Source organism: Ureibacillus manganicus DSM 26584, assembly GCF_000772945.1.
GTDB lineage: Bacteria > Bacillota > Bacilli > Bacillales_A > Planococcaceae > Ureibacillus > Ureibacillus manganicus.
The window spans coordinates 45831-69102 of the sequence record NZ_JPVN01000008.1 but is presented as its reverse complement, the minus strand read 5'-3'; the positions used below and the strand labels follow the sequence as shown (position 1 = coordinate 69102).

The window sequence follows — 23272 nt, the reverse complement described above, 5'->3', positions numbered from 1 at the left end:
GGTAGAGGGACAATATTAATGCCACATCAGTTAACGCTGCCAGATTTTAATCTTTTATCAGATGAGGAATTGTTTAAAAATGTAATGCAAGATACGGCCAAGGAATTAGGTCTAGAGATGGAATTCCTATATGAAGGTTGGATTGTACGATTCACAAACCCAATCAACCCGTCGGAACGATACGAGTTACTAGGTTATGATTTGGGGTTAAATAGTAGTCAATCTTCATTTATCGCAAAAGACAAAGCAATGTGTTACAACTATTTACTTGAGGCTGGTGTGCCTGCTATTGAGCATTTCCTGTTGAAACCGAATGATTACAAGTTTTCAACGGAAGATGCGAAAGTTACATTATTGAAGGTGAAATCGAATTACAACTTCCCTTTAGTAGTGAAACAAAATAACGGTGGCGGTGGGAAAAATATATGTTTCGCACTAGATGATTCCGACCTAACCTTTGCTATTTTAGACTTATCAAAGGATCATTTGGAGATTGCATTAAGTCCTTACTACGATTTTCCGATTGAATACAGATGTACGTATTTAGACGGAGAAGTGTTAATGTCTTATGGAAAAACAAAAGGTGCAAATCAACAAAACAACCTTTCCAAAGGCGCACGTGTAGTAGATGTGCCTGAGCATCTTAAAGAACAATTACATGACTTAACCATCCGCGCTGCAAAAGCAGTGGGTCTACGTTTTGGCAATATTGATATTGTTGAAACAACTAAGGGGTTATTAGTATTAGAGGTCAACGCATCCGTTGCTCAAAAACGCGTTGCTCGTTACTCTGCAGAGCTTTATCAACAATCTGTGAATGTGTATGTTACGGCACTTAGAAGGTTGATGGGGCAAGGCTGAGGGAAATTGAAATGAATATTGGTGTGAGTGTGCTAGCAGCTGTGGTACAGTTGCTGGCTTTTTTGGTGTTGGGGGATTGCTTGAGAGTGAGTGGGTTTGAGTAGGGATCGCGAGTTCACGGAAGTGGAGCGTATGCTGAGTTTTCGTGACAACTTGGAGTGATTTTCGGGGTGAGTTGTCATGTAACTTCGGGTTTCGGGACAACTTGGGGGGATTTTTCACGTAACTTCGACTTTCGGGACAACTCGGGGTGATTTTATGCATGAGTTGTCACGTTACTTCGGTTTTCGGGACAACTCACAGTGATTTTCAGGGTGAGTTGTCACATAACCCAGATTTATAGGACATCTCACATAGAATTTCTGAATGAGATGTCTAATATCTTTGGCTTTTTGGACATCTCACTGAGTTTTTCTGATTGAGATGTCTAATATCTCTGGCTTTTTGGACATCTCACTGTGTTTTTCTGATTGAGATGTCTAATATCTCTGGCTTTTTGGACATCTCACTGTGTTTTTCTGATTGAGATGTCTAATATCTCTGGCTTTTTGGACATCTCACTGTGTTTTTCTGATTGAGATGTCTAATATCTCTGGCTTTTTGGACATCTCACTGTGTTTTTCTGATTGAGATGTCTAATATCTCTGGCTTTTTGGACATCTCACTGTGTTTTTCTGATTGAGATGTCTAATATCTCTGGCTTTTTGGACATCTCACTGTGTTTTTCTGATTGAGATGTCTAATATCTCTGGCTTTTTGGACATCTCACTGTGTTTTTCTGATTGAGATGTCTAATATCTTTGGTTTTTTGGACATCTCACTGTGTTTTTCTGATTGAGATGTCTAATATCTCTGGCTTTTTGGACATCTCATTTAGTTTCTCTGATTGAGATGTCTAATATCTCTGACTTTTTGGACATCTCACAAACGGTTTTGGATTGAGATGTCTCATAAGTACAGTTTTCGTTACATCTCACTATGATTCATTGATGAGATTTCTTGTATCTAGCCAAATCATTAATAACGCTATTACTTCTCACTCCACAACTTCATCGGATTGACTTGCCCTTCTTTTAACGGCATTCGCTTCATCGAAACTGTTCGATCGGCTTTATCCCTTTTAAATTCTTCATAAATGAATTTTGATTTCCCTAATCCCACTTCCACCGCTTCCTCAACAGATCCACAGTAATAAACTTCATCTATTCCAGCGAAATACATTGCAGTTAGACACATCGGGCAAGGTTCACCACTTGCATACATCGTAAACCCGCTGAGATCATCTGTTTGGAACTGCTCTTGTGCCCGACGAATGGCAAGCAATTCTGCATGTCCACTAACATCAAATTTTCTATGGAGCTCGTTCACTCCTTCAGCTACAACGCTGTTATCCTTCACAAGTACCGCACCAAAGGGCTGACCCCCTTCTCGGACATTTTCAATTGCAAGTTCTACAGCACGTTCCATAAATTGATCCATAATAAATCCTCCCTTAGACTTTTATCGTCTTCCTTATTAGTTCACCCTAGCGATTTTCCACAGTAATTACAATATCGAGCATCACTCGAATTTTCCTTTTCGCAATGGTGGCAGACTTGCACTAACTTGTCTCCACATTGTTTACAAAACTTTGAGTCACTTGAGTTTTTCGCGTTACATTTAACACATGTTATGGAATGGGTTGAATTTGTTCCTTCATGAATAGCTTTAGAGATTTCTTTTACCCCGGAAGCCGTTTCAGATGCTAAATAATTAAAGGTATCCTTTGCAACCGGCGCAATTTCCCGACTTCCATACTGTGCAATAGCTCCAGCAAATCCAGCTTGCGTTAGTACAATCCCAACGAATAGCAGAGGCATACCTACGAAAAATAACCAAAAGTATTTCGGTCCTTCAAATTCATTAAAAGCTGAAAAAAAGTCTATAAATGCGATAAGCATACAAATTGCCCCTACTACAAGAAATATAGGACCAAGTACGCGAAAGGTCGTACGTGTTTTTTCATGTTGTTCCGTTACAAACTTTTTCTTTTCCAAAGTTCAATCCCCCATTATTCCCCTTATGTTAATAAATACGGATAACCCTATAATAAGTTCCACTTTTCAACTAGGCTGCCACGCAGCTTTTGAGAACTCTATTAACCTGTACAAGATTTAACAATGAGAATAAACACAATAATCATTACAATCGAACCAACATTTATTAAACATCCACTACTTGGTGAACCTGTATGCGCCTGAGCCCAAGCATCGTTCAAAGCACCACCAGGGTTTTTACGTTGTTCTTTGAGTTTAAGTCTTTCGCGTTCTTGTTCGGACATTGGAAAGCCCTCCTCAGGAGTTATCTACTCTCGACCATACAGTGTCTACTTTTACTTGCTAATATCCAAATTCAGTCCTCTTTCACCCCATTTTCTTTATGAGCTCAAATAGCGTTAAAATACTCTTAGGGAATGTGCGATCTTTCATTGTACATAAATATACATTACGATTTAGGTTTTCATTGTGCACTGTGCATGTTAGTAAGTTGTCCGATAGATTTTGTGACACATAGTTTTTAGGTAAGATGGCAATTCCTAAACCCTTTTCTACTAAAACCTTAATCATTTCAAATCTTTCTATTTTATATTGTATATTTGGTGTAATATTTTCCTGCTCAAATACTCTTAATATTTGTGCACTCGTTTGGAACTCTGGCATACCGATTATTAATGATTCTTTTGCAAAATCGGCTAACGTTATTTTTTCCTTTTTAGCAAATGGATGATCTTTTTTTATTAACACAACATACGGTTCGTTATACAAAAGTTCACTCTTTATCTCATTATCAATAATATGTTGGTTCGTAATAACACCATGCACATTTAAGCCTAATAGCGCTTGGCGAACGGTCTGGTTATACAATGTATCAATAAGTGTAATTTGATTATGTGGGTGTAGTTTTTGATAGGCAATGATGACTTGTGAAAATAAATAATTCGCTGATTCAATCATTCCTAATCGAATTTCTAAATTCTCCCCTTTTGCTAACTCCTTTAGCTCCGTTTCCATTACTTCAAATTGGGCAATTAACCCTTTCGATCGTTCATAAAACTGCTGTCCTAATTCTGTTAATCGAAATTGTTTTGTCGTTCGTTCAATGAGTGGTCCATCAATTTCTTCTTCCAGTGATTTGATCGCATTGCTTAGTGAAGGCTGTGAAATATGTAAAGCTTTTGCGGCCCTAGAAAAACTTTGATATTTTACCGTTGCGTCGAAATAATACATCTTTCGTAAATCCATAAAGCCACCCCATTTATAGTTTTAAACTATTATATTATAAAAAATAAGTATTTGTTATTATAAATGCAATTTCTATATAATAAAAATATAAAATTTTCAGACTTTAGGTAGGCGAGTAAATTGTATAGAAAAGCAGATTCAGAAATTTGGCAAGGCCGTGTTGACCACGCTACAGATAGCACTTATTTTCGTTATCATCAGATAATTAACTTAGACAAAACGGCTAGCAAACAATCAATTGGATTGATAGGTTTTGCTTGTGATGAAGGGGTTCGCCGTAACAATGGTCGAATTGGGGCAAAAGAAGCTCCTAGTGCTTTGCGCCAGCAGTTAGCATCCATGCCGTGGCGTATTGATGATGATCAACATTCACTTATAGATTTCGGGGATATCATTTGTGAAGGCCAAGAATTAGAACGTGCGCAACAAGAACTGGGAGATAAAGTTGCCGAAATCCTTACAAATGGTAAAGCCATTGTACTTGGAGGTGGTCATGAAACTGCATACGGACAATATTTAGGAGTACGTAAAGCTGTTGGCCCAGACGCTTTTATTGGCATACTGAATATTGATGCACACTTTGATATGCGAGCCTATGACGAACAACCTTCGTCAGGAACGATGTTTAAACAAATTTTAGACATAGATCCAAATGCCGACTATTTCGTATGTGGAATACAACAATACGGAAATACAACTGCATTATTCAATACCGCCGATCAATATCATGTGGACTACCATTTAGATGAAGATTTGGATTCTGATCAGTTCAAAGTAAGGTTAGAAAGTTTTATGGATACACATGATGTTCTACTCGTGACACTTTGCATGGATGTTTTAAATGCTGCGGAAGCGCCTGGGGTAAGCGCACCCTCACCATTTGGACTATCCGCTATAAAGGTTCGTGAGATTTTACGACAAATGGTTACTCACAAAAACACTGTTAGCTTCAGTATTTGCGAGGTCAACCCATCACTTGATGTAGACAATCGCACAGCTAAACTAGGAGCTTACTTTATCAATGAAGTAATTATGAATAGTTTCTAATAAACAAAGGGGGATTTATATGGCATTAAACCAAATTACAACGTTATGTCTAGCAGTCACATTATTTTTAATAGGTTCATTTTTAGTTAAACGAATCGGTTTTTTAAATCGGTATTGTATTCCAGCACCTGTAGTTGGAGGATTATTATTCGCTATTTTAGCAACCACTTTAAAAAGTATGGGTATTGTTGAAATATCTTTAGATACTTCACTACAGTCCATCTTCATGATTACTTTCTTTACCACTGTTGGTCTTGGTGCAAGTTTCAAACTGATTAAATTGGGTGGAAAATTATTAGTCATCTATTGGTTAGCGTGTGGATTCTTAGCCCTAATGCAAAATGTGATCGGTGTTTCTTTAGCACAGGTACTAGGTTTACATCCATTACTTGGTGTGATGGCAGGAGCGGTTTCTATGGAAGGTGGGCACGGGGCTGCTGCTGCTTACGGACAAACGATTGAAGGCTTTGGCGTTTCCTCTGCCCTATCAGTTGGGATGGCTGCAGCTACATGTGGATTAGTTGCTGGAGGACTTGTTGGTGGACCCGTTGTACAACACTTAATTCGTAAATTTAACTTAAAACCAGCAATGGAAGAAACAGAAGAATACGTTGAAAAAGATGAACGTCCCGTTACAGAAAAATCATTTATGGTACAAGTATTCTTAATCACATTCTGTATGGCATTGGGTACGTTTATCGGAGAATGGTTTTCAAACTTAACAAATTTCGCATTACCAGGGTATGTAGGAGCTATGTTTACAGCTGTTATCGTACGTAACATCGTTGACCGTATCAACCCGCATGCAATCAACATGAAAGAAATCGGCTTAATTGGTGATATTTCACTTGGTATTTTCTTATCCATGGCATTAATGAGCATTAAGTTATGGGAAGTTGCGAACTTAGCTTTACCATTGTTTGTTATCATTTTGGCACAAGTTATTTTTATCGTATTATTTGCGGTGTTTATCTTATTCCGCGCACTTGGGAAAAACTACGATGCCGCAATCATGGTATCTGGATTCCTTGGTCACGGTCTTGGTGCAACACCTAATGCGATGGCCAATATGTCAGCAGCTGTTGGCAAATTCGGTCCATCACAGAAAGCATACCTAATCGTTCCAATCGTTGGTGCCTTCCTAATCGACGTGTTTGGTATGCCAATTATTATTACAACGATTAATCTGTTTAAATAAGTGTTGCTTGAACTTGCACATTTATAAAAAAAAGCGCAAACCATTGTTATTCAAGGTTTGCGCTTTTTATATTTCATACATCCTGCTTTTTAATAATAATCGGTGCAACAATGAGCGCAAACATTAAAAAGAGGCCCATATACCCAATTAGTGGATAGAAATAGCTGATTAGGTCAGTGAATCCGACATAGCTTGCCAGATAACCAACTATCATCGTAACAACTATGATCGTTTTAAATTTCTTTGTTCCTGATTCTGCAAAACGAGATGTAAATGCGAAAAACATTCCAATCGCCGTGTTGTAGATCATGCCAAAGATAACGAGTGCCATCACAGTTCCCAGTATCGGTGAGACATTACTCACAATCCCAAGCATCGGCATATCTAAAGTGCCCACTTCTTCGATTTTAGAAAAGATCGCTAGATGAATTAACATGATCATAATCCCTAAAACAAGACCACCTACTAATCCGCCTAATGCTGCTGTTCTAGGATTCTTTTCCGCCCCACCCATGACAATCGCCATTGAAGCTCCAACCGCCACATTGAAGGAAACATAATTCACACTAGAAATAAACCAGTTTGGCAGCGTTGTCGGGACAGACTGTGCGACGTGATTAAGGGAAGCAAATGTCCCATCCATCGTTACAAGACTATAAATCGCGATAAAAACTACAAAGATAATGAGAACCGGCGTAATACTACCGATAATAGAAACGACCTTGTTCACTTTCAAAAAGCCTGTTAAAATCACGAGAATCGTCATCAAGGTTGTCCCAACAAAGTATGGCAGACCGAATTGTTGACTAAGGTTAGAACCTGCGCCTGCAATCATTACAACCCCTACCCCAAACAACGTAAAGAGTAATATGTAATCAATTACTGTTCCTAGATATCGTCCACTAATTCGAAAAATGACATCTTTATGAGATGTTGTTTTCGTATGACTCCCTAGCCACACTAGGATCATTCCTAGATAAGAAAAAAGAACCGTTGCTAAAATGGCGCCAAAAATTCCGGCTATTCCGAAACTAGTAAAGTACTGCAAAATTTCCTGCCCAGAGGCAAATCCAGCACCTACAATCACCCCTATAAAGGCACTCCCAATTCGCAAAATATTTCCCACACGTCTCTCTCCTTTCCTATTCATTTAGGCTTTCTATTAAGTCACGAATATTGCATTGGTTATGTACAAGTTCATCGTAATTCTTTGATAGACTAAATATTCAAAATTATTAATTCGTACATTTTAACATTAAATTAGCGATTCTCATAGTGCGGATTAAAAGACAGGTCTCATGTCCTGATTTTGTGTAACTATAAACCACAAATGGGAAATTACGAAACTTAACGAGCGACCAATCGTATACTCTTAATGAGTGAAATTTCTCAGATTGAAGAGGAGGCTACCCAATTGTTAACAGCCATTAAGCCATCGTTTATTGATGAGTTAGTTGAAGAAGCGGTATCGAAGAAAAACATTTTTGGTACTGTATTCAATGTTGAAAGTGGAGATCATTCGTTATCTTACATATCCGCAGCTGGCAATCTAACGACAGATCAACCCTATTTCATCGCAAGTGTTACAAAATTATACGTCACAACAGTCATACTTAAATTAAGATCAGAAAATCGTCTTAACCTACAAGATAATCTCTCCCACTACTTTTCTGATGACATTCTCCACGGGCTCCACCTATTTAAAGGCAAAGACTACTCCAAAGAAATCACCATCAAACATTTAATGTCCAACACATCCGGTATTCCAGATTACTTTTCTTCCACCGCAACAAAAGAACTTCTAGCAGGAAACGATCAGAGCTGGGGCTTCGAAAGAGAACTAGCGGCAGTGAAACAAATGAAACCTAAATTCGCCCCTGGTCAAAAAGTTCAATATTCAGATACAAACTTTCAGCTATTAGGTAAAATTATTGAAACCATCACGAATAAAGACATCCACACCGTGTTCAAGGAATTCATTTTCGACGAACTCCAATTAGAGAATACGTACTTATATGAAGATGCCAATGATACGCGACCATCCGATTTCTATTACAAAGAGAAGAAAATGCACTTACCAATTTATATGTCATCCATCGGGCCTGAAGGTGGCATTGTCTCGACTGCAAAGGAATCTATGATCTTTTTAAAAGCATTTATTAATGGACGCCTCTTTCCAAAAGAATATTTGGATGAGCTAAAAGAATGGAAATTCATCTTTCTCCCAGGTACATTCTTTTATGGTGTGGGGATAGCCAACCAACCCATTTCTATAAAAGACTTTAAAAACGGAATGATCGGCCATTGGGGGCAAACAGGGTCTTTTGCCTTTTACCATCCAAAGACCGACCTATATTTTACTGGAACGACGAATCAGTTTTGGGGGCAACGAGTTGCGGCACAGATGATGATGAAGGTTATTAAACACGTGAAATAATAGCATTCGTGATGAACGACTATTAAATTATCTCTAAAATCACTGCTAGTAACATGAAGAAAACAAACATAAACCCGATCGTATAATTTTTAAACCGTTTTTGATACAGCGCAGATTTACTTGTTAAAAATTTCAATTTAGATAATCCATATCTATAAATAGCTTCCGCTAAAAATATTGAAATAATAAAAACAAGAATTTCAAATAGCATAAAAACACTCCTACAATATAATCAGTGAAAATTATAACATACTCGGCTACTGGCCGAGGAAATGGTCAATGTCCAAAAGCACACGCAAAAACAATAAATTAATAAAATTAAGTTAGGTATTAATTTTATTAACAATTAAATTAAAATAATTAAGTTCAACTACTTGTTTTTTAAATTTTCTGTTATATAATCAAATTAACTTAAAGAAAGGAATTTGATTATGGCCTATAAAGTAATCACAACATGTCCTGTCTGCAGCGAAACATTAAAAATTACAAAATTACAGTGCACCCATTGTCACACGACGATTGAAAATGAGTTTGAACTTTCAAAGATTGCATCCCTCTCAAAGGAGCAACTTCAGTTTGTGGAAGTATTTTTAGCTTGTAGAGGAAGTATTAAAGAAGTAGAAAAAGAGCTGGGTATTTCCTATCCAACCGTTCGAGGCAAGCTAACAGACATCATTTCAGCCCTTGGTTATGAACAAAAGAAGAAAAATGAAGTAGATGAGAAAAAGATTGTCACAATGTTAGAAAATGGCGAAATCACAGCAGATGAAGCCATTAAGCTTTTAAAAGACGAATAGGAGGATTGTTCATGAAAGATGAGATTACAAGAGTATTATCAATGGTTCAAGAAGGCAAAATTGATGCAAATCAAGGAGCGGAACTAATTCAAGTGTTACAAGAGAAAGAAGATACAGGGAAAACTATTGTAAAACCTACGAAATATTTAGATAAAACTTTAAAGATTCGTGTAGTATCTGCCCAAAATGATAATGTCACGGTCAACTTGCCTATCAAACTTGTTAAAGTAGCATTAATGGCTGGCTACAGTATTGCATCTACCCTTCCTCAATCAGAAAAATACGTAAAAGATCTAGACATTGGGATCATCATGGAAGCAATCGAAAACGAATTAGATGGCCAAATTGTTGATGTGAAATCGGCAAACGGTGATACCGTTGCAATCTTCATCGAATAGTGAGTAGCCTATGATGCATGTAAAAGTGAAATCAGAAAAAGTTCGGTTATCCATCCCAATTCCATATGCATTTTTTAATATTGCGATTTCCATTCTATCTTCAAAACGTTTTCAGCGTAAAATAAATAAAATGATTCATGAAAATGCCGAAAGAAAAGAACAAGACATTCCCTTCATCTTCCCACAACTAGACAAAAAAATATTAAAACCTTTCGCCAAGGAATTGAAAAAACATAAGGGGCTAGTGCTAGTCGATGTCAAAGCGAAGGACGGCTCAGAGGTTAAGATACGACTATAACAATTAATAAAAATCCAAAACCCCGTTCGAAACTAAGAACGGGGTTTAAGTGTAATAGTGCACAATGGTCAACGTCCGATTTTAAGATTTCAACCGTTTTTCGTATTTACTATGACCATCCGTTATTCCAACAAGTTCGAATTCATGATTCTTATAAAAGTTATTTAATTTTACATTGTCAGCCACACAGTCCAATCGAAGATATTCCCGATCAACTGCATGGTTTTCGATCCATGACAAAAGGCTGCTACCTAAATTGTTATTCATCAAAGTGGGAACAACTGCAAGTCTGTGTAAGTAGAGGGATTTTGAGCTTTGATCCTCCCCCCAAATATGACTGTCCCATTCACTTTGTTTCGAAAGAAGTGTAAATGTTGCTACCAACTCGTTGCCTTTTGAAACAATATAGGTCTCCTGGTTGGCTATGGCTTGTTCAATCTCCTCATCATCCCCGCCTTCTAACAGAAACCGCCATTGGTTAATCTCATGGTCTTTCATCCATTGGGCAATCTGTTTTAACATATTAATGACGTTACTACTATCTTCTTTTGTAGCAATCTTTATATCGAACTCTTTAAGGTCTAGATTGGTATCCAAATTCATTTCCTCCTTCTACTACCTCCCCTTTAAAGTCTAATTCAAAATTGGTAAATAGATTTCTACTTCTTCCCCATTTTCTATTGGATGATAGGTTTCAACAATCTGAGCTTCTAAATCTCTTTTAAACCCTTGTTCATCTGCCCATTGCAATAACTGGTTATGAAGATTTGAAAGATGGTTGATATTTCCCCTAGTGGTAACATAGGATTGAGCAGTTTCAATATAATCCATTCCAGCTGGAACACTTTGCCCCGCTTCATTTACGGTGAATCCTACAAAATACTGACCTTCCAGATGACTTTCATCTCTTTTAGGTTCGAAAAGTGCAATCTCAGTCCCTGAATGATATTCAATTTCACCTTTACGCAATTGAAGTTGTTGGGCAAGCTTTGGAACCTCGACGCCAAAATTAGCATACGGTCCATTACCTTTTATACCCACAACTCGAAAGACCTTTTTAACCATTTTACAATCCACTAGTATCCCCCCTGATTTTAGTACCATCACTCTTATATTATTTCTCTTTCAAAATCTAGATTTCCTTCCAATGAGAGAACTGCTAAATAATCCAGCTATGATTTCTTTACGGCTTGGTTATAATGTTTAGGTACAAGGAGATGATAAAATATGGCAATATACAAATACTATTCCATTATAAATTGGTGTGAAGAAGATCAAACCTACAACGTAGACTTTCCGGATCTAGAGTATGTATTTACAGATGGCGATACATTACATGAAGCAATTACAATGGCTGAGGATGTACTTGGCCAAACGTTAGCCACAAATGAAGACGACAACATCCCTTTTAACCCGCCGAGTCCCACAAAGGAAATCAATATACCTGAAGGAGCAAGTTTAGTCCTGATTACTGTTGATACGGATGATTTTAGAGATGATGATTAGATTTCGTCGAGTACTTCTGTCAATGAAATGTTCGGCCCTCTTGCGTGGCTATCGAAAATGAGATTTTTGGAATCGCGTATTTTGATGATACGACATAACTGTAATTAAGTGCAGGTTCAGCGGTTAATCGAATTTGCACTTATTTTTGATTAAGTCGTAGGTTGAAATACGCGTTTTTCATTTATTAAGATCAGAAAACCATCACTCCTCTCAAACACTTAATGTATTTCACTATGGACTTCCTTAACCCCTCGATTCCTTTCCTACTTTTTGTTCATATAAAGGCCTTACTATCTATTTTTTGAATAACAAAGGATATCTCCTAGATATAGAGAATAGTATATTCAAATGAAGAACTATTCAGAAAACTATAATTCTGTATTTCTTTTAAATAGTTAAGACATGTGAAAAGTCGCTTATGTGCGAAATATCATTTAGGAGGTAGCAATATGAATTTGCAGTTAGCTGGTAAAAAGGCACTAATTACAGGCGGTTGTGAAGGAATTGGCAAGGCGGTTGCTCGCCAATTAGCGCAAGAGGGTGTGGATTGTGTAATAAGCTCTAGTAATGCTACAACTTTGAAAGAAACTGCGAGAGAATTATTTACGGTAACCGGAAGTCATCTTTACCCAGTACCAGGAAGTAAAATTTACCCAGTCGCAGCTGACCTTAGAGATCCAGACTCTATTTTGAGTCTAGTAGAGAGAGCCGCAGAGCTATTGGGTGGTATTGATATCTTGGTGAACTACGGAAGTGATGGTGAGCTCGAGGATTTTGAAGATCAGGTTAGGAGTTATTCTCGTTGCATCCAATCAGTTGTTCCATACATGAAGAAAAATAATTGGGGGCGAATCATTAATGTCAATGCTCCGACTACCCAATCTGTTGAAAGCATTAGTGCCGATGAACAAGTTGAACTAGCGAAATACGGAATTACGGTGAATGCGGTTTATACAGGGGTTGAAGAAGCTAAAACAACGAATTCAATCGGACAGTTAGCTAAACCTGAGGAAATCGCTAATGTGATTACTTTCTTATCTTCACCACTATCCGTTGCGATTACGGGCGAAGCTATTAATGTTTCTGGTGGGTTAAATAAAAAGGTTCAGTATCAAAATAACCTATAGTTCACAGTAAAAATCCAAAATAATTCTATTTAAATGGAATCATCAGCTATACATTTAACTGATTGATAAGTACTTCTGGCAAGTTAATAGAATCACAGAAGATTATGTCAGAACATCTAGTAGAAGCAAATATCTCTCGTGAATCAAAAAGTAATAGAGGTAAAACTAGATCACCTTTCTTAATGGAAACGACAGCTCAAACAATTCCGCAAACTACTCCTTCGTTATATACAATAGAATTGTTTGAAAGAAGTAACAAAGCAGTTAAACGATTAAAAGATAGCAGTTACGGTGAAGTGAAATTATAAGACAAGACAGGATATCCCTGTCTTTTTTTGTTTAAATCCTCTAAATTATGACCATATTAAAAATAATAATATATACGTAATTTGGGAGATGTACAAATGGGAAATAAAAAGAAAAAAGTCCTTTTTCAGGTAAGCCTTCCGATGATTTACCTAATAGAGAAACTAAAGATAGTCAATTGCTAAAAATGAGTAAAAAAATAATAGGTAAAATTGATAAGTTTAAGAATGTTAGATAATCACATATTCAATCCTCTTTATCAAATATAAAAAACAATTTTTCTTCATCTGTTAAAAGTCTAAATTCTTTTTTCTCTTCGAGAGTTAGTAGATTATTATTTCATCCATAACAATTAAAATTTATCATGTTTTTTCCTATATAATTCATGAATCTGATCCGTTAACTCAACATATGATAACTGCCCCACTTCCCATTGTTGAAAGCCAGATAGGGGCTCCAGTGCATTTTAGGTTACTTTTTGATGTTACACCGTTTAACTAGTTCATGATACAATTCCTTTTGTTCTTTTCGTTTTTTCTTCTTTATCACACAAACCTCTCTTCTTTTTATGTTTCTATGTATAATGTGACTAAATAATAGAATATCTTGGGATAATATTGTTAGGTGATAATATGGAAAATATAAAATTACAACTACAACAAGCTTTACAAAAATGTGAGCAGTTGAAACAGGAAAATATAAAATTAAAGGCTATTTTACATTCTCATAATATTTCCTTGCCATCTTCCCCCGCTTCTCAAAATAATGAATTTGTAATGTCGAAAACCCAAATAATTCATGAAAGAATTCAAATATTTAAGCAGCTCTTTAAAGGTAGAACGGATACATATGCTGTAAGGTATGAAACAAAGAATGGAAAATCTGGCTATACACCAGCTTGTAAAAATGAGTGGCAAAAGCCCATTTGTCAAAAACCAGCTATTAAGTGCTCAGAATGTACTCACAGATTACTTCTCCCATTAACAGATCAAGTTGTTTACGACCACCTTATAGGTAAGCAAACTATAGGACTTTACCCACTTTTACAAGATGAAACTAGTTGGTTCTTGGCAGTCGATTTTGATAAAAAAACTTGGCAACAAGATGTACAATCCTTTATCTCCACTTGCAAGGAATTACAGGTTCCCGCTAGTATTGAACGCTCTAGATCGGGAAATGGATGCCACGTATGGGTTTTCATGCAAGAAGCAACTCCTGCATCACTTGTCAGGAAACTTGGGAATGTTCTCCTATCTCGTACCATTTCTAAAAGACACGAACTAGGGATGGATTCATTTGATCGAATGTTTCCAAATCAAGACACTTTACCAATTGGGGGTTTTGGAAATTTAATCGCGCTTCCACTACAAAATGGTCCTAGGAAAAGTGGGAATAGTGTGTTTATTGATGAAAATTTAATCCCTTTTCCTGATCAGTGGAAATACTTAAGTAGCTTACAACGGATAACGATTAAAGAAATTCAAAAAATCGTACATGAATACCACGAAAACATCGATAATCCAAAGTACTCAGTACAATCTAGTAACACACCAAATAAGGATATCCCTAAAAGGATTCTAGTTATTGAAAAAAATGGGTTATTTATTGATAAAAATCTCCTTCCATCTTCTTTAATTCTGAACTTGATGGAACTTGCAACTTTTAATAATCCTGAATTTTACAAAGCTCAAGCCAAAAGAGTTTCGACTCATGGTATACCGAGAATAATATCTTGCTATGATGAAGACAAGCATTTCTTAGTACTTCCACGAGGATGTAAAGAGAATTTAGTAAAACTTCTGAATGAGCAATCAATAGAGGTTGAATTTAAAGATTCTACGAATTCAGGATTACAATTTCCTGTAGATTTTATTGGCCATTTAAGAAACGAGCAAGAAGTAGCTGTAAATCAACTAATGCAATATCCAACCGGTATATTATCAGCAACTACTGGTTTTGGAAAAACGGTGATTGCAGCTTCATTAATTGCCAAACGTAAAACTAGTACTCTCATTCTAGTGAATCGAAAGCAATTGCTCGATCAATGGAAGGAACGCTTATCCACTTTCTTAGATTTAAAAGAACATAAAATTGGACAAATCGGTGGTGGGAAAAATAATCAGACAGGAATCATAGATTTAGCAACCTTTCAAAGCCTTAATTATAAAGGTGAGACAAAAGATCTGGTCACTCAATATGGACAAGTAATTGTAGACGAATGTCACCACACTTCCGCTTTTAGTTTCGAACAAGTTTTGAAAAAAGTTAAAGCAAAGTACATTCTAGGGTTGACTGCAACGCCAACTCGGAAGGATGGACTACAACCAATAATGAATATGCAACTAGGACCTATTCGATATAAAGTAAGTGCTAAAAACAGTAAAGCAGCTAAAAATTTTAATTACATCCTAACTCCAAGGGATACAAACTTTAAAAGTAAGATAAACGTGGAAGAAAAGAATATACAATTATTGTATAAAGAGCTTATTAACGACAGGTATCGAAACGATATGATATTTGATGATGTACTCAAAGCGTTGGATAAAGGAGCCACTCCCTTATTATTAACTGAACGTGTTGAGCATGCTCAAGCATTAGCATCTAAGTTCCAAGGTTTTGCGAAAAATATTTTCTTATTAACTGGAAAGATGAAACAAAAAGAACGCGATGAAACCTTAAAAAAACTAAAGCATATTTCGGATAATGAAGAACGATTAATAATAGCTACAGGAAAATATATTGGAGAAGGTTTTGACCATGCGAAGCTAGATACATTATTTTTAACAATGCCAATTTCCTGGAAAGGCACTTTACAACAATATGTTGGAAGACTTCATCGTCTGCATGAACATAAGACTGTAGTAAAAGTATTTGACTACGTCGATACGAAGGAGCCCTTATTAAATGCGATGTTTGAAAAGAGAATGAAAGGATACCGTTCTATGGGGTACCGTGTGTTTGAGGCGAAAAGTGATAAAGCAGAAGCTCAAATGAGGTTGTTTTAATATATTACAAAGGTTTCATAGGAGAGTAAAAATAAGTTATTAAAATTGAGTAATTCATGTAATCTAACATGCCACACTAGTCTATCTAAAAAAGAGTTGACGATCTTATTAAAGATTATCAACTCTTTCATTTTGAACAATGTTTTATGCCCTACCAAATGTATTTTCAATATAATCAGAGATTTAAACCCAAGAACTACTCTGTTTTTTGTCCATCTCTCGGGCCAAAACTCTTTTAGGTTTAGCCCGTCTCTTGGGCCAGAACTCTTTTTGGTCCGTCTCTTGGGCCAAAACCCTTCTTGATCTGGTCCATCTCTCAGGCCAAAACTCTTTTGGTTTAGCCCGTCTCTCGGGCCAGACCTTTTCTTTTGGTCCGTCTCTCGGGCCAAAACCGTTCTTGATCTGGTCCATCTCTCGGGCCAAACTCTTCTTGGGTAGGTTCGTCCCTCGGGCCAAATTCTTCTTGAGTTGGCCCATCTCTCGGGCCAAATGTCTTCTTGATTTCGTACGTCTCTCGGGCCAAATTCTTATTGGGTTGGTGTTTAGGGATACATCAACTAATATTTATCATCTTTAATTATTTAGTTAATTCTCTTGAAATAAGACATATTTACTAGCAGTTGATTTACCAACTAATTCAATTTTATTTTCACTTCTTAGTTTTCTTAATACTCTTTTACTAGTTGTATTAGAAAAGCCACATAATACCTCTACATCAGCCCTTGTGATAGTGCCATTTTTCTTTAGATAATCGATTATCATTACTTCGGCCTGAATTTCATCAAAATCTTTATCTTTTATATATTCAATTTGGTCATCAAATTCAGCATAAACACGATGAGTAAACATGTAACTGTTTCTTTTTTCTCTTTGGAGTATATTTTTCTTTTGACTTAAATTACTCAACACTGAAGCCACAGATTGCTTATTAATTTGGGCAACCTCAGCCGCTTTTGGAAGCGATATTGTTTTATACTCTTTTACATATTTTAAAATACAGATTTCCTGAACTGTAAATTCACCAATTCGTTCTTCTTCCTTTGTTATAAACTTTAAAAATTCAACGTCTTCTAAACTGCTACGCAAAATCAATTTTACAGCATTATTATATAGAGTATAATCTGGAGCAGACTTTCCTAAAGCTAGCATATCTTTAAACATAATGTCTACACCTTGACCAGATCTCTGAACGTATTTTAACTTTTGAAATATCTCTGCTATCAATTTATTTCTTGGTGTAGATGGATGACTAATAATATTTTTACTATCTATACCTTCAGGAAAAGACCCAGGATTTTCTATTACTATTTCAGTAGGATAAAATTTAATAATGATTGAAGATGTATTTTCGTAATCTCTATGAGTCATAGCATTTAGTAATGCTTCTTGGAAAACATTTATTGGATAATCTTGTACCTCTAATTTAAATAATCCTACTTGAACATTTTCAATACTATTTTGATCCTCAAATAATTGTTGAATTCTATCTATGGCTCTTACTAAGGGGATTTTTAAATCTAATCTTTTATGATATTCTGTTTTACCTTCTTTATAAGTTAAAACTAGTATTTCAGCTTGGGGCATATATTTTGCAATTGCAGTCTCGGTTCCAACAAATAAGACACCAGCAACGGTTAATTTCACTTCATTGTCTATTATTTTAATCAATTCTATATCCTTTAAAAAACTCAAATCATCTAGATTATATAAAGTTGAATCTTTTTCTCTCGATTGTAATTTACGTTTCAAGTTCTCAACTTCTAAAAAGTCTATATCATCTTCACTAGAATTTCCGATGACTTTTGCTGAAAAGTCGCCTTTATAACCTTCTATTTTATTTGAGCTATATTCTGATGGGTAATAAGGCTTTGTATTTTTCCCTAATCTCCTATATGTTATTCCATTAGAAGTTGAGATGATCTCAGTAGATTTATCAACCGTGATACAAAGAATTTCTTTACCCTCTAATTCTATGACCTCAATATCAGTAAATAATTTCGGTATTGTCTTATCATAAATAGCTTCTATAATATTTTGAGTGTCAAATTTTGAACATCCTGTAATCTCTCCGTCATCTTCTACTCCAACTAATATAGTTCCGCCCTTGGTATTCGCAAATCCTACAGCTTCTTTAACTAATAATTCTATCATTTCCTTAAATTTAGGGGTTTTTATCCAACTTTTAAATTCAACAGTATTAGTTTCTCCAGCCTTAATAATTTGTAAAATATCTAACAACATTATCCCTCCTCAAAGAGTGTTATGTTACTTCCTATATTATCAAATCCATATAATATTTTCTTAATTAAACCATAAGATCCCAGAAATCTTTTTTATCTGGATTAAATGATTTCGGATAATAAAGAACGACTAATAATTCTGACAGGTTAATATACTAGAGAAGGTTTTGACCATGCAAAACTAGGTACATTATTTTTAACTATGCAAATTTCCTTGAAGGGCACTTTACAACAGTTTGTTGTAAGACTTCATAGTCAGCATGAACATAAGACTGTAGTAAAAGTATTTGACTACGTCGATAAGAAGGAGCTCTTATTAAATGTGATGTTTGAAAAGAGAATGAAAGGATATCGTTCTATGGGGTATAGTGTTTTTGATGGGAAAAGTGATGAAATAAAAGCTGGACAAATGAGGTTGTTTTACTTTCTTTATTCTCTCAATGAGTATAACTATAGATATGGAACTGTTTTAAACTAGATGAGAACAGTCCCTAGAAGTTAAATTTCTTATAGAACAATTCAACAATTCATAATGTTTTCTCCGTCCTGCATGTTAATAATCATTGGAGTCCCCTCCTCACTCCGATAAACTTCTGTTCTCTAACTTCAATTTCTTCGTGATCAGTATGAAAGATATAATATTCTCTTGAAGGATTTGCGAGATGTAGTTTTTTGTACTCTTTCCATGCAATAGTTGACTCAGGGAAATTTGAAATGACCGATAATTCATCCATATAGCGAATTGAGTTTTCTGAATAGGCAGAGATGGCTTCCACAAGCACCCACTGTTCTGGATATTGTTCACGAATTTTTTCCCATTTCATTATTACACCTCCTACTATTGTTCTAAATAGTATATCATCTTTTGACATACTTTCACCATGTCCACCAGTTTGCACCGCGTAACCCGATTTCCACTGTAAAAGTAATTTTTAAGTTCCATTAAAATCCTTATTACGAGTCGTTTTTGCTACTTCCAAAGCGACTCAAACTCCTGCTCGGTCATCTGCCCCCAATACCCCTTCACTTGAAGACAAGATGTTATCCTCCATCAACAACTTCTTCTGATCCCCTCTTAAACATTATTCGTAATTAATGTTCTGAGATTTGCTAGCAGCTTAATATTTTATAAGAGTCTTTTTTATAACTTAATAGAGGCATTTTATAAACTAGAAATTATCGTTAAATAACAACTATTTATATTCTAATTATAATTTACGAAATATTGAGAAAATTAAATTGACACTATTTTAAGAGAGTGATAAATTTGCATTATATTTTCCATTTAATAAAATGCATTTCCACATAATGAAAAAAGGAAGGTGCTTTTCATGCTAATTTCTACAAATGCGACATATAGTTCTTCAATGGTGAATTCATTACAAAGAGTGATTATTAAACATCCAAAAGATGCTTTTATTAGCCAAGAGCACTTAAATGAGAACTGGAAAAGGTTCAATTATATTGATGAGCCTAAATTTGATGAGAGCCTTAAAGAATATGCTGAGTTTCTATCCATCCTGGAAAAACATGTTCCTGAAATTGACTTTCTTCCGCAATCAAATCAAGTGGGGTTGGATTCAATTTACGCCCATGATCCGGTCAAATTCACAAGGCAAGGAGCAATTATCCTAAAGTCTGGAAAAGAGCTTCGGCAACCAGAAGCCCAAGTATACAAAGAATATTTAAGAGAAAAAGGCATTCCCATTATAGGTGAATTAACGGGAGATGCGGTCTGTGATGGTGGGGATTTAGTTTGGTTAGACGACAAAACGCTTTGTGTTGGTTTAGGTTATCGGACAAACTTAGAAGCTATTGACCAGTTAAGAGAGATGACAAAAGAGATCGTCGAAGAATTCATTGTTGTACAACTTCCTCATGATCAGGGAGAACATGAATGCCTTCACCTCATGTCATTTATCAGCATGGTGGACCATGATTTAGCAGTTGTTCATTCCCGTTTAATGCCCGTGTTCTTTAGACAGCTATTAATAAAACGTGGGATTAAATTAATCGAGGTTCCAGATGAGGAATATTTAACTCTAGGTTGTAACGTTCTTGCTTTAGCGCCGCGCGTTTGTGTGATGGTTGCTGGGAACGATCGGACTAAGAAGCAACTGGTAGATGCAGGTGCAACTGTTTATGAATACAAAGGATATGAAATCAGCTATTTAGGTACAGGTGGGCCTACATGTTTAACATCCCCTGTTGTTCGTGTAGAAAAGGAAACGACTTCTCAACAAGATTGATGAATTTCAGTTAACTAGAAAGGAAGATATTATGTTTAAAAATTCAATCGTTAAAACGCCAGGAAAAAGCTATATTAATGGGTTAACTACTTCCAATTTAGGGAGACCAGATTATGAAAAGTTGCTCGTTCAACATGCCGCATATGTAGAAGCATTGAAACAATGTGATGTTGAGGTCACTCATTTACAAGCGAGTGAAGAATTTCCAGATTCCACTTTTGTTGAAGATACAGCGGTCCTCACTTCAGAATTTGCTGTTATTACTAACCCAGGTGCAGATTCTAGAATTAAAGAAATCGTAGAAATCGAACAAGTACTAAAAGACTTTTATGAAGACTTTTATTATATCCAATCCCCTGGGACACTTGATGGTGGTGATATTCTACAAATTGACAATCACTTTTACATTGGGATCTCTGCCCGTACGAATGAAGAAGGTGCTCGCCAGTTGAAAGAGATTCTAGAATCTAAAGGATTTGATGCAACAATCATTCAACTAAAAGAGTTTTTCCATTTAAAAACAGGCATTGCCTATCTTGGCAATAATACTATTGTTGTTGCTGGCGAATTTGTCGACCATCCAGAGTTTTCAGGGTACGACAAAATCATCGTTTCTAAAGATAATGAATACTCCGCTAACTGTATCCGTGTGAATGACTATGTGATCCTTCCAAAGGGATACGATGAAACAAAGCAAAAAATTGTAGAAGCAGGTTACCAAACAATCGAGCTTGAAATGTCCGAGTTCCAAAAACAAGATGGTGGATTAAGCTGTTTATCTCTGCGATTTTAGTCACATTCATTCTCAAATTTAAATGTTCAAATAGACAAAATGATGAAAGAAACTAGGTGAGCCCTTTGAACAATTTACAATGGAATACTCCCCAACAGCTACGTTCCTTATTGTGTGAGGTCGTAAGTTGGGACAGCCGTACACATACAGAAGGAGAACGACAATTCCCTCTTAAACTTAAACAAAAGTTACTAGAAAATGATTATTTCTTGAAACATCCTGATTATTTATCACTTCACGAGGCTGATGCCGGAAGAAGTTTGGTAACTGCTCTCTACAAGCATCCGAATGCAACAGACACGATTGTGTTAATTAGTCATTTTGATACCGTTCAAACAGAAGAATATGGAGATTTAGAGCATTTAGCCTTTCATCCAGAACAGTTGACGAAAGAACTATTCAATCGTTCGAAAGATTTAAAGCAAGAGGCACGGGTTGATTTGGAATCGGGGAACTATTTATTTGGCCGAGGCACAATGGATATGAAAATGGGACTAGTGCTGCATATGTCTATGATTGAGAAAGCGATTGCGCAAAACTGGCCGATCAACTTAATACTCGTCACAGTGCCAGATGAAGAAGTAAATTCCTCTGGTATGCGTGCTGCTGTAAAGGTATTAGTATCCTTGCGTAACCAATTTAGTATATCCTATAAGTTATTTTTAAATGGTGAGCCATCTTTCACTCAAAAACCAGGCGATGAAAACTACTATATTTATAGCGGAACGATTGGGAAAATCATGCCAGCTGCGCTCTTTTACGGAAAAGAAACACATGTCGGCGAACCTTTAGCAGGCATCACAGCTAACTACATCGCTTCATTTTTAACACAAAGTATGGAATGGAACTCTGTCTTCTGTGAAAGTGACCGTGGCGAGAGTACTCCCCTTCCCGTTTCCTTGCAACAAAAAGATTTAAAATTACAATATTCAACCCAAACACCTTACCGTGCAGTCGCACTTTATAACGTCTTTTTGATGAAACGAACGGCCCAAGATATTATGAATTTGTTTGAACAAGTCGCATTGGAAGCAGCAAAAAAATGCAATGAAGCCTATAAAACAATCTGTGCTCGTGAGCAGATTCAGCCAATTGGTGAAGTACGTGTCATGCGCTATCAGGAACTACTTTCTTATGCAGAAAAGAAATTAGGTAAGAATCAAGTTGAAAAAATACTCAATGAAGTACTAACAAATGATGAATGGGATGAAAGGGAAAAGTCTCTACGCGCTGCAGATCATTTACTCATTCGATGCAATGAACTTGCACCGGCAATTATATTATTGTTTGCACCCCCTTACTATCCTGCTGTGAATTCTTCTGATGATCCACTTATAGAAGAAACCGTGCAATTAGTGACAGACTCGGCATCAAAAGAGTTTGGTATGCAAGTGAATCAAATCCATTACTTTAATGGGCTTTGCGATTTAAGTTATGTGAATTATCAAGATGAATCAGACGGATGGACAACCTTTGAACAAAACACGCCGACTTGGGGAGCTGTGTACAATATCCCCTTCCAAGAGATGAGTGAACTTCAGACGCCTGTTTTAAACATAGGGCCTTTTGGCAAGGATGCACACCAAAGTACAGAACGGGTTTCAATCGAAAGTGCTTTCGTTCAAACACCAATGTTGATTGAACGTGTAATTAAAAGTCTGTTCGCTAGCAAAGTGGCGAAGTAAAAATGCAACATAGACCTTCAGAATATTAGAATTAATGAGTTAAT

The 23272-nt window shown here is 36.2% G+C and carries 24 protein-coding genes; 15 read left to right on the top strand and 9 right to left on the bottom strand.

Going from position 1 to position 23272, the window contains the following annotated elements; genetic code table 11:
- Positions 1–18: 18 nt before the first annotated feature.
- Positions 19–861, top strand: coding sequence for an ATP-grasp domain-containing protein (locus CD29_RS07960; RefSeq protein ID WP_036185114.1), 843 nt, complete (start codon positions 19–21; stop codon positions 859–861).
- Between the two features lie 1029 nt (positions 862–1890).
- On the opposite strand, the gene CD29_RS07955 is transcribed toward CD29_RS07960, so the two are convergent.
- The 4 genes from CD29_RS07955 to CD29_RS07940 all read right to left on the bottom strand — a co-directional run bounded on the left by CD29_RS07955 (position 1891) and on the right by CD29_RS07940 (position 4142).
- On the bottom strand, positions 1891–2340 hold the full coding sequence (locus tag CD29_RS07955) for a nucleoside deaminase (RefSeq protein ID WP_036185111.1): 450 nt from the start codon (positions 2338–2340) through the stop codon (positions 1891–1893).
- Between the two features lie 41 nt (positions 2341–2381).
- On the bottom strand, positions 2382–2897 hold the full coding sequence (locus tag CD29_RS07950) for a zinc ribbon domain-containing protein (protein ID WP_036185109.1): 516 nt from the start codon (positions 2895–2897) through the stop codon (positions 2382–2384).
- A 101-nt stretch (positions 2898–2998) separates the two neighbouring features.
- Positions 2999–3181, bottom strand: a complete 183-nt coding sequence (locus CD29_RS07945; protein WP_036185107.1) for a DUF6366 family protein — start codon at positions 3179–3181, stop codon at positions 2999–3001.
- Positions 3182–3263: 82 nt separating this feature from the next.
- Positions 3264–4142: a LysR family transcriptional regulator gene (locus tag CD29_RS07940; RefSeq protein ID WP_036185105.1), complete on the bottom strand. Its 879-nt coding sequence runs from the start codon at positions 4140–4142 to the stop codon at positions 3264–3266.
- A 120-nt stretch (positions 4143–4262) separates the two neighbouring features.
- Between CD29_RS07940 and hutG the strand changes: the two genes are divergently transcribed.
- Both hutG and gltS read left to right on the top strand, forming a co-directional pair.
- Positions 4263–5189, top strand: coding sequence for a formimidoylglutamase (hutG, locus tag CD29_RS07935; RefSeq protein WP_036185103.1), 927 nt, complete (start codon positions 4263–4265; stop codon positions 5187–5189).
- 13 nt (positions 5190–5202) lie between these two features.
- Positions 5203–6387: a sodium/glutamate symporter gene (gene gltS / locus CD29_RS07930; RefSeq protein WP_036185101.1), complete on the top strand. Its 1185-nt coding sequence runs from the start codon at positions 5203–5205 to the stop codon at positions 6385–6387.
- Between the two features lie 73 nt (positions 6388–6460).
- Here gltS and CD29_RS07925 read toward each other — a convergent pair whose 3' ends face one another.
- Positions 6461–7513, bottom strand: coding sequence for a YkvI family membrane protein (locus tag CD29_RS07925; RefSeq protein WP_081976190.1), 1053 nt, complete (start codon positions 7511–7513; stop codon positions 6461–6463).
- 288 nt (positions 7514–7801) lie between these two features.
- On the opposite strand from CD29_RS07925, the gene CD29_RS07920 reads away from it, so the two are divergent.
- From CD29_RS07920 to CD29_RS07900, 4 genes are all read left to right on the top strand, one after another.
- Entirely contained in the window at positions 7802–8824 is a 1023-nt protein-coding gene (locus CD29_RS07920) for a serine hydrolase domain-containing protein (protein WP_036185095.1), read from the top strand.
- 431 nt (positions 8825–9255) lie between these two features.
- Positions 9256–9621: a DUF2089 domain-containing protein gene (locus CD29_RS07910; protein ID WP_036185089.1), complete on the top strand. Its 366-nt coding sequence runs from the start codon at positions 9256–9258 to the stop codon at positions 9619–9621.
- An 11-nt stretch (positions 9622–9632) separates the two neighbouring features.
- Positions 9633–10019, top strand: coding sequence for an SHOCT-like domain-containing protein (locus tag CD29_RS07905; protein ID WP_036185086.1), 387 nt, complete (start codon positions 9633–9635; stop codon positions 10017–10019).
- Between the two features lie 10 nt (positions 10020–10029).
- Positions 10030–10317, top strand: coding sequence for a hypothetical protein (locus CD29_RS07900; RefSeq protein ID WP_036185084.1), 288 nt, complete (start codon positions 10030–10032; stop codon positions 10315–10317).
- Between the two features lie 81 nt (positions 10318–10398).
- Here CD29_RS07900 and CD29_RS07895 read toward each other — a convergent pair whose 3' ends face one another.
- The gene (locus CD29_RS07895; RefSeq protein ID WP_408056612.1) at positions 10399–10914 is read right to left on the bottom strand and encodes a GNAT family N-acetyltransferase; all 516 of its coding nucleotides are present in this window, start codon (positions 10912–10914) and stop codon (positions 10399–10401) included.
- A gap of 36 nt (positions 10915–10950) precedes the next feature.
- Complete coding sequence (locus CD29_RS07890) at positions 10951–11394, bottom strand: GyrI-like domain-containing protein (RefSeq protein WP_088322128.1); 444 nt, start codon at positions 11392–11394, stop codon at positions 10951–10953.
- 150 nt (positions 11395–11544) lie between these two features.
- Between CD29_RS07890 and CD29_RS07885 the strand changes: the two genes are divergently transcribed.
- The 4 genes from CD29_RS07885 (at position 11545) to CD29_RS07870 (ending at position 16261) form a co-directional block, all read left to right on the top strand.
- Positions 11545–11823 carry a type II toxin-antitoxin system HicB family antitoxin gene (locus CD29_RS07885; protein ID WP_036185080.1) on the top strand — a complete coding sequence of 93 codons (279 nt, stop codon included), beginning with the start codon at positions 11545–11547 and terminating at the stop codon, positions 11821–11823.
- A 449-nt stretch (positions 11824–12272) separates the two neighbouring features.
- Positions 12273–12950: an SDR family NAD(P)-dependent oxidoreductase gene (locus tag CD29_RS07880; RefSeq protein ID WP_036185077.1), complete on the top strand. Its 678-nt coding sequence runs from the start codon at positions 12273–12275 to the stop codon at positions 12948–12950.
- A gap of 104 nt (positions 12951–13054) precedes the next feature.
- Positions 13055–13258: a hypothetical protein gene (locus tag CD29_RS07875; RefSeq protein WP_036185075.1), complete on the top strand. Its 204-nt coding sequence runs from the start codon at positions 13055–13057 to the stop codon at positions 13256–13258.
- A gap of 630 nt (positions 13259–13888) precedes the next feature.
- Positions 13889–16261, top strand: a complete 2373-nt coding sequence (locus CD29_RS07870; protein WP_036185073.1) for a TOTE conflict system archaeo-eukaryotic primase domain-containing protein — start codon at positions 13889–13891, stop codon at positions 16259–16261.
- 585 nt (positions 16262–16846) lie between these two features.
- Here the strand turns inward: CD29_RS07870 and CD29_RS07860 are convergent.
- On the bottom strand, positions 16847–18499 hold the full coding sequence (locus CD29_RS07860) for an RNA-binding domain-containing protein (protein ID WP_052124071.1): 1653 nt from the start codon (positions 18497–18499) through the stop codon (positions 16847–16849).
- A gap of 204 nt (positions 18500–18703) precedes the next feature.
- On the opposite strand from CD29_RS07860, the gene CD29_RS20460 reads away from it, so the two are divergent.
- Entirely contained in the window at positions 18704–18979 is a 276-nt protein-coding gene (locus CD29_RS20460; RefSeq protein WP_052124070.1) for a hypothetical protein, read from the top strand.
- An 82-nt stretch (positions 18980–19061) separates the two neighbouring features.
- Here the strand turns inward: CD29_RS20460 and CD29_RS07850 are convergent, their stop codons facing one another.
- Positions 19062–19325 carry a hypothetical protein gene (locus CD29_RS07850; RefSeq protein WP_036185065.1) on the bottom strand — a complete coding sequence of 88 codons (264 nt, stop codon included), beginning with the start codon at positions 19323–19325 and terminating at the stop codon, positions 19062–19064.
- 507 nt (positions 19326–19832) lie between these two features.
- Here CD29_RS07850 and CD29_RS07845 point away from each other — a divergent pair.
- The 3 genes from CD29_RS07845 to CD29_RS07835 all read left to right on the top strand — a co-directional run bounded on the left by CD29_RS07845 (position 19833) and on the right by CD29_RS07835 (position 23228).
- Positions 19833–20750: a dimethylarginine dimethylaminohydrolase family protein gene (locus CD29_RS07845; protein ID WP_052124069.1), complete on the top strand. Its 918-nt coding sequence runs from the start codon at positions 19833–19835 to the stop codon at positions 20748–20750.
- A gap of 31 nt (positions 20751–20781) precedes the next feature.
- Positions 20782–21543: a dimethylarginine dimethylaminohydrolase family protein gene (locus CD29_RS07840; RefSeq protein WP_036185062.1), complete on the top strand. Its 762-nt coding sequence runs from the start codon at positions 20782–20784 to the stop codon at positions 21541–21543.
- Positions 21544–21608: 65 nt separating this feature from the next.
- A complete protein-coding gene (locus CD29_RS07835; RefSeq protein WP_036185059.1) occupies positions 21609–23228 on the top strand; it encodes a M20/M25/M40 family metallo-hydrolase in 1620 nt (539 codons plus the stop codon).
- Positions 23229–23272: the final 44 nt, after the last annotated feature.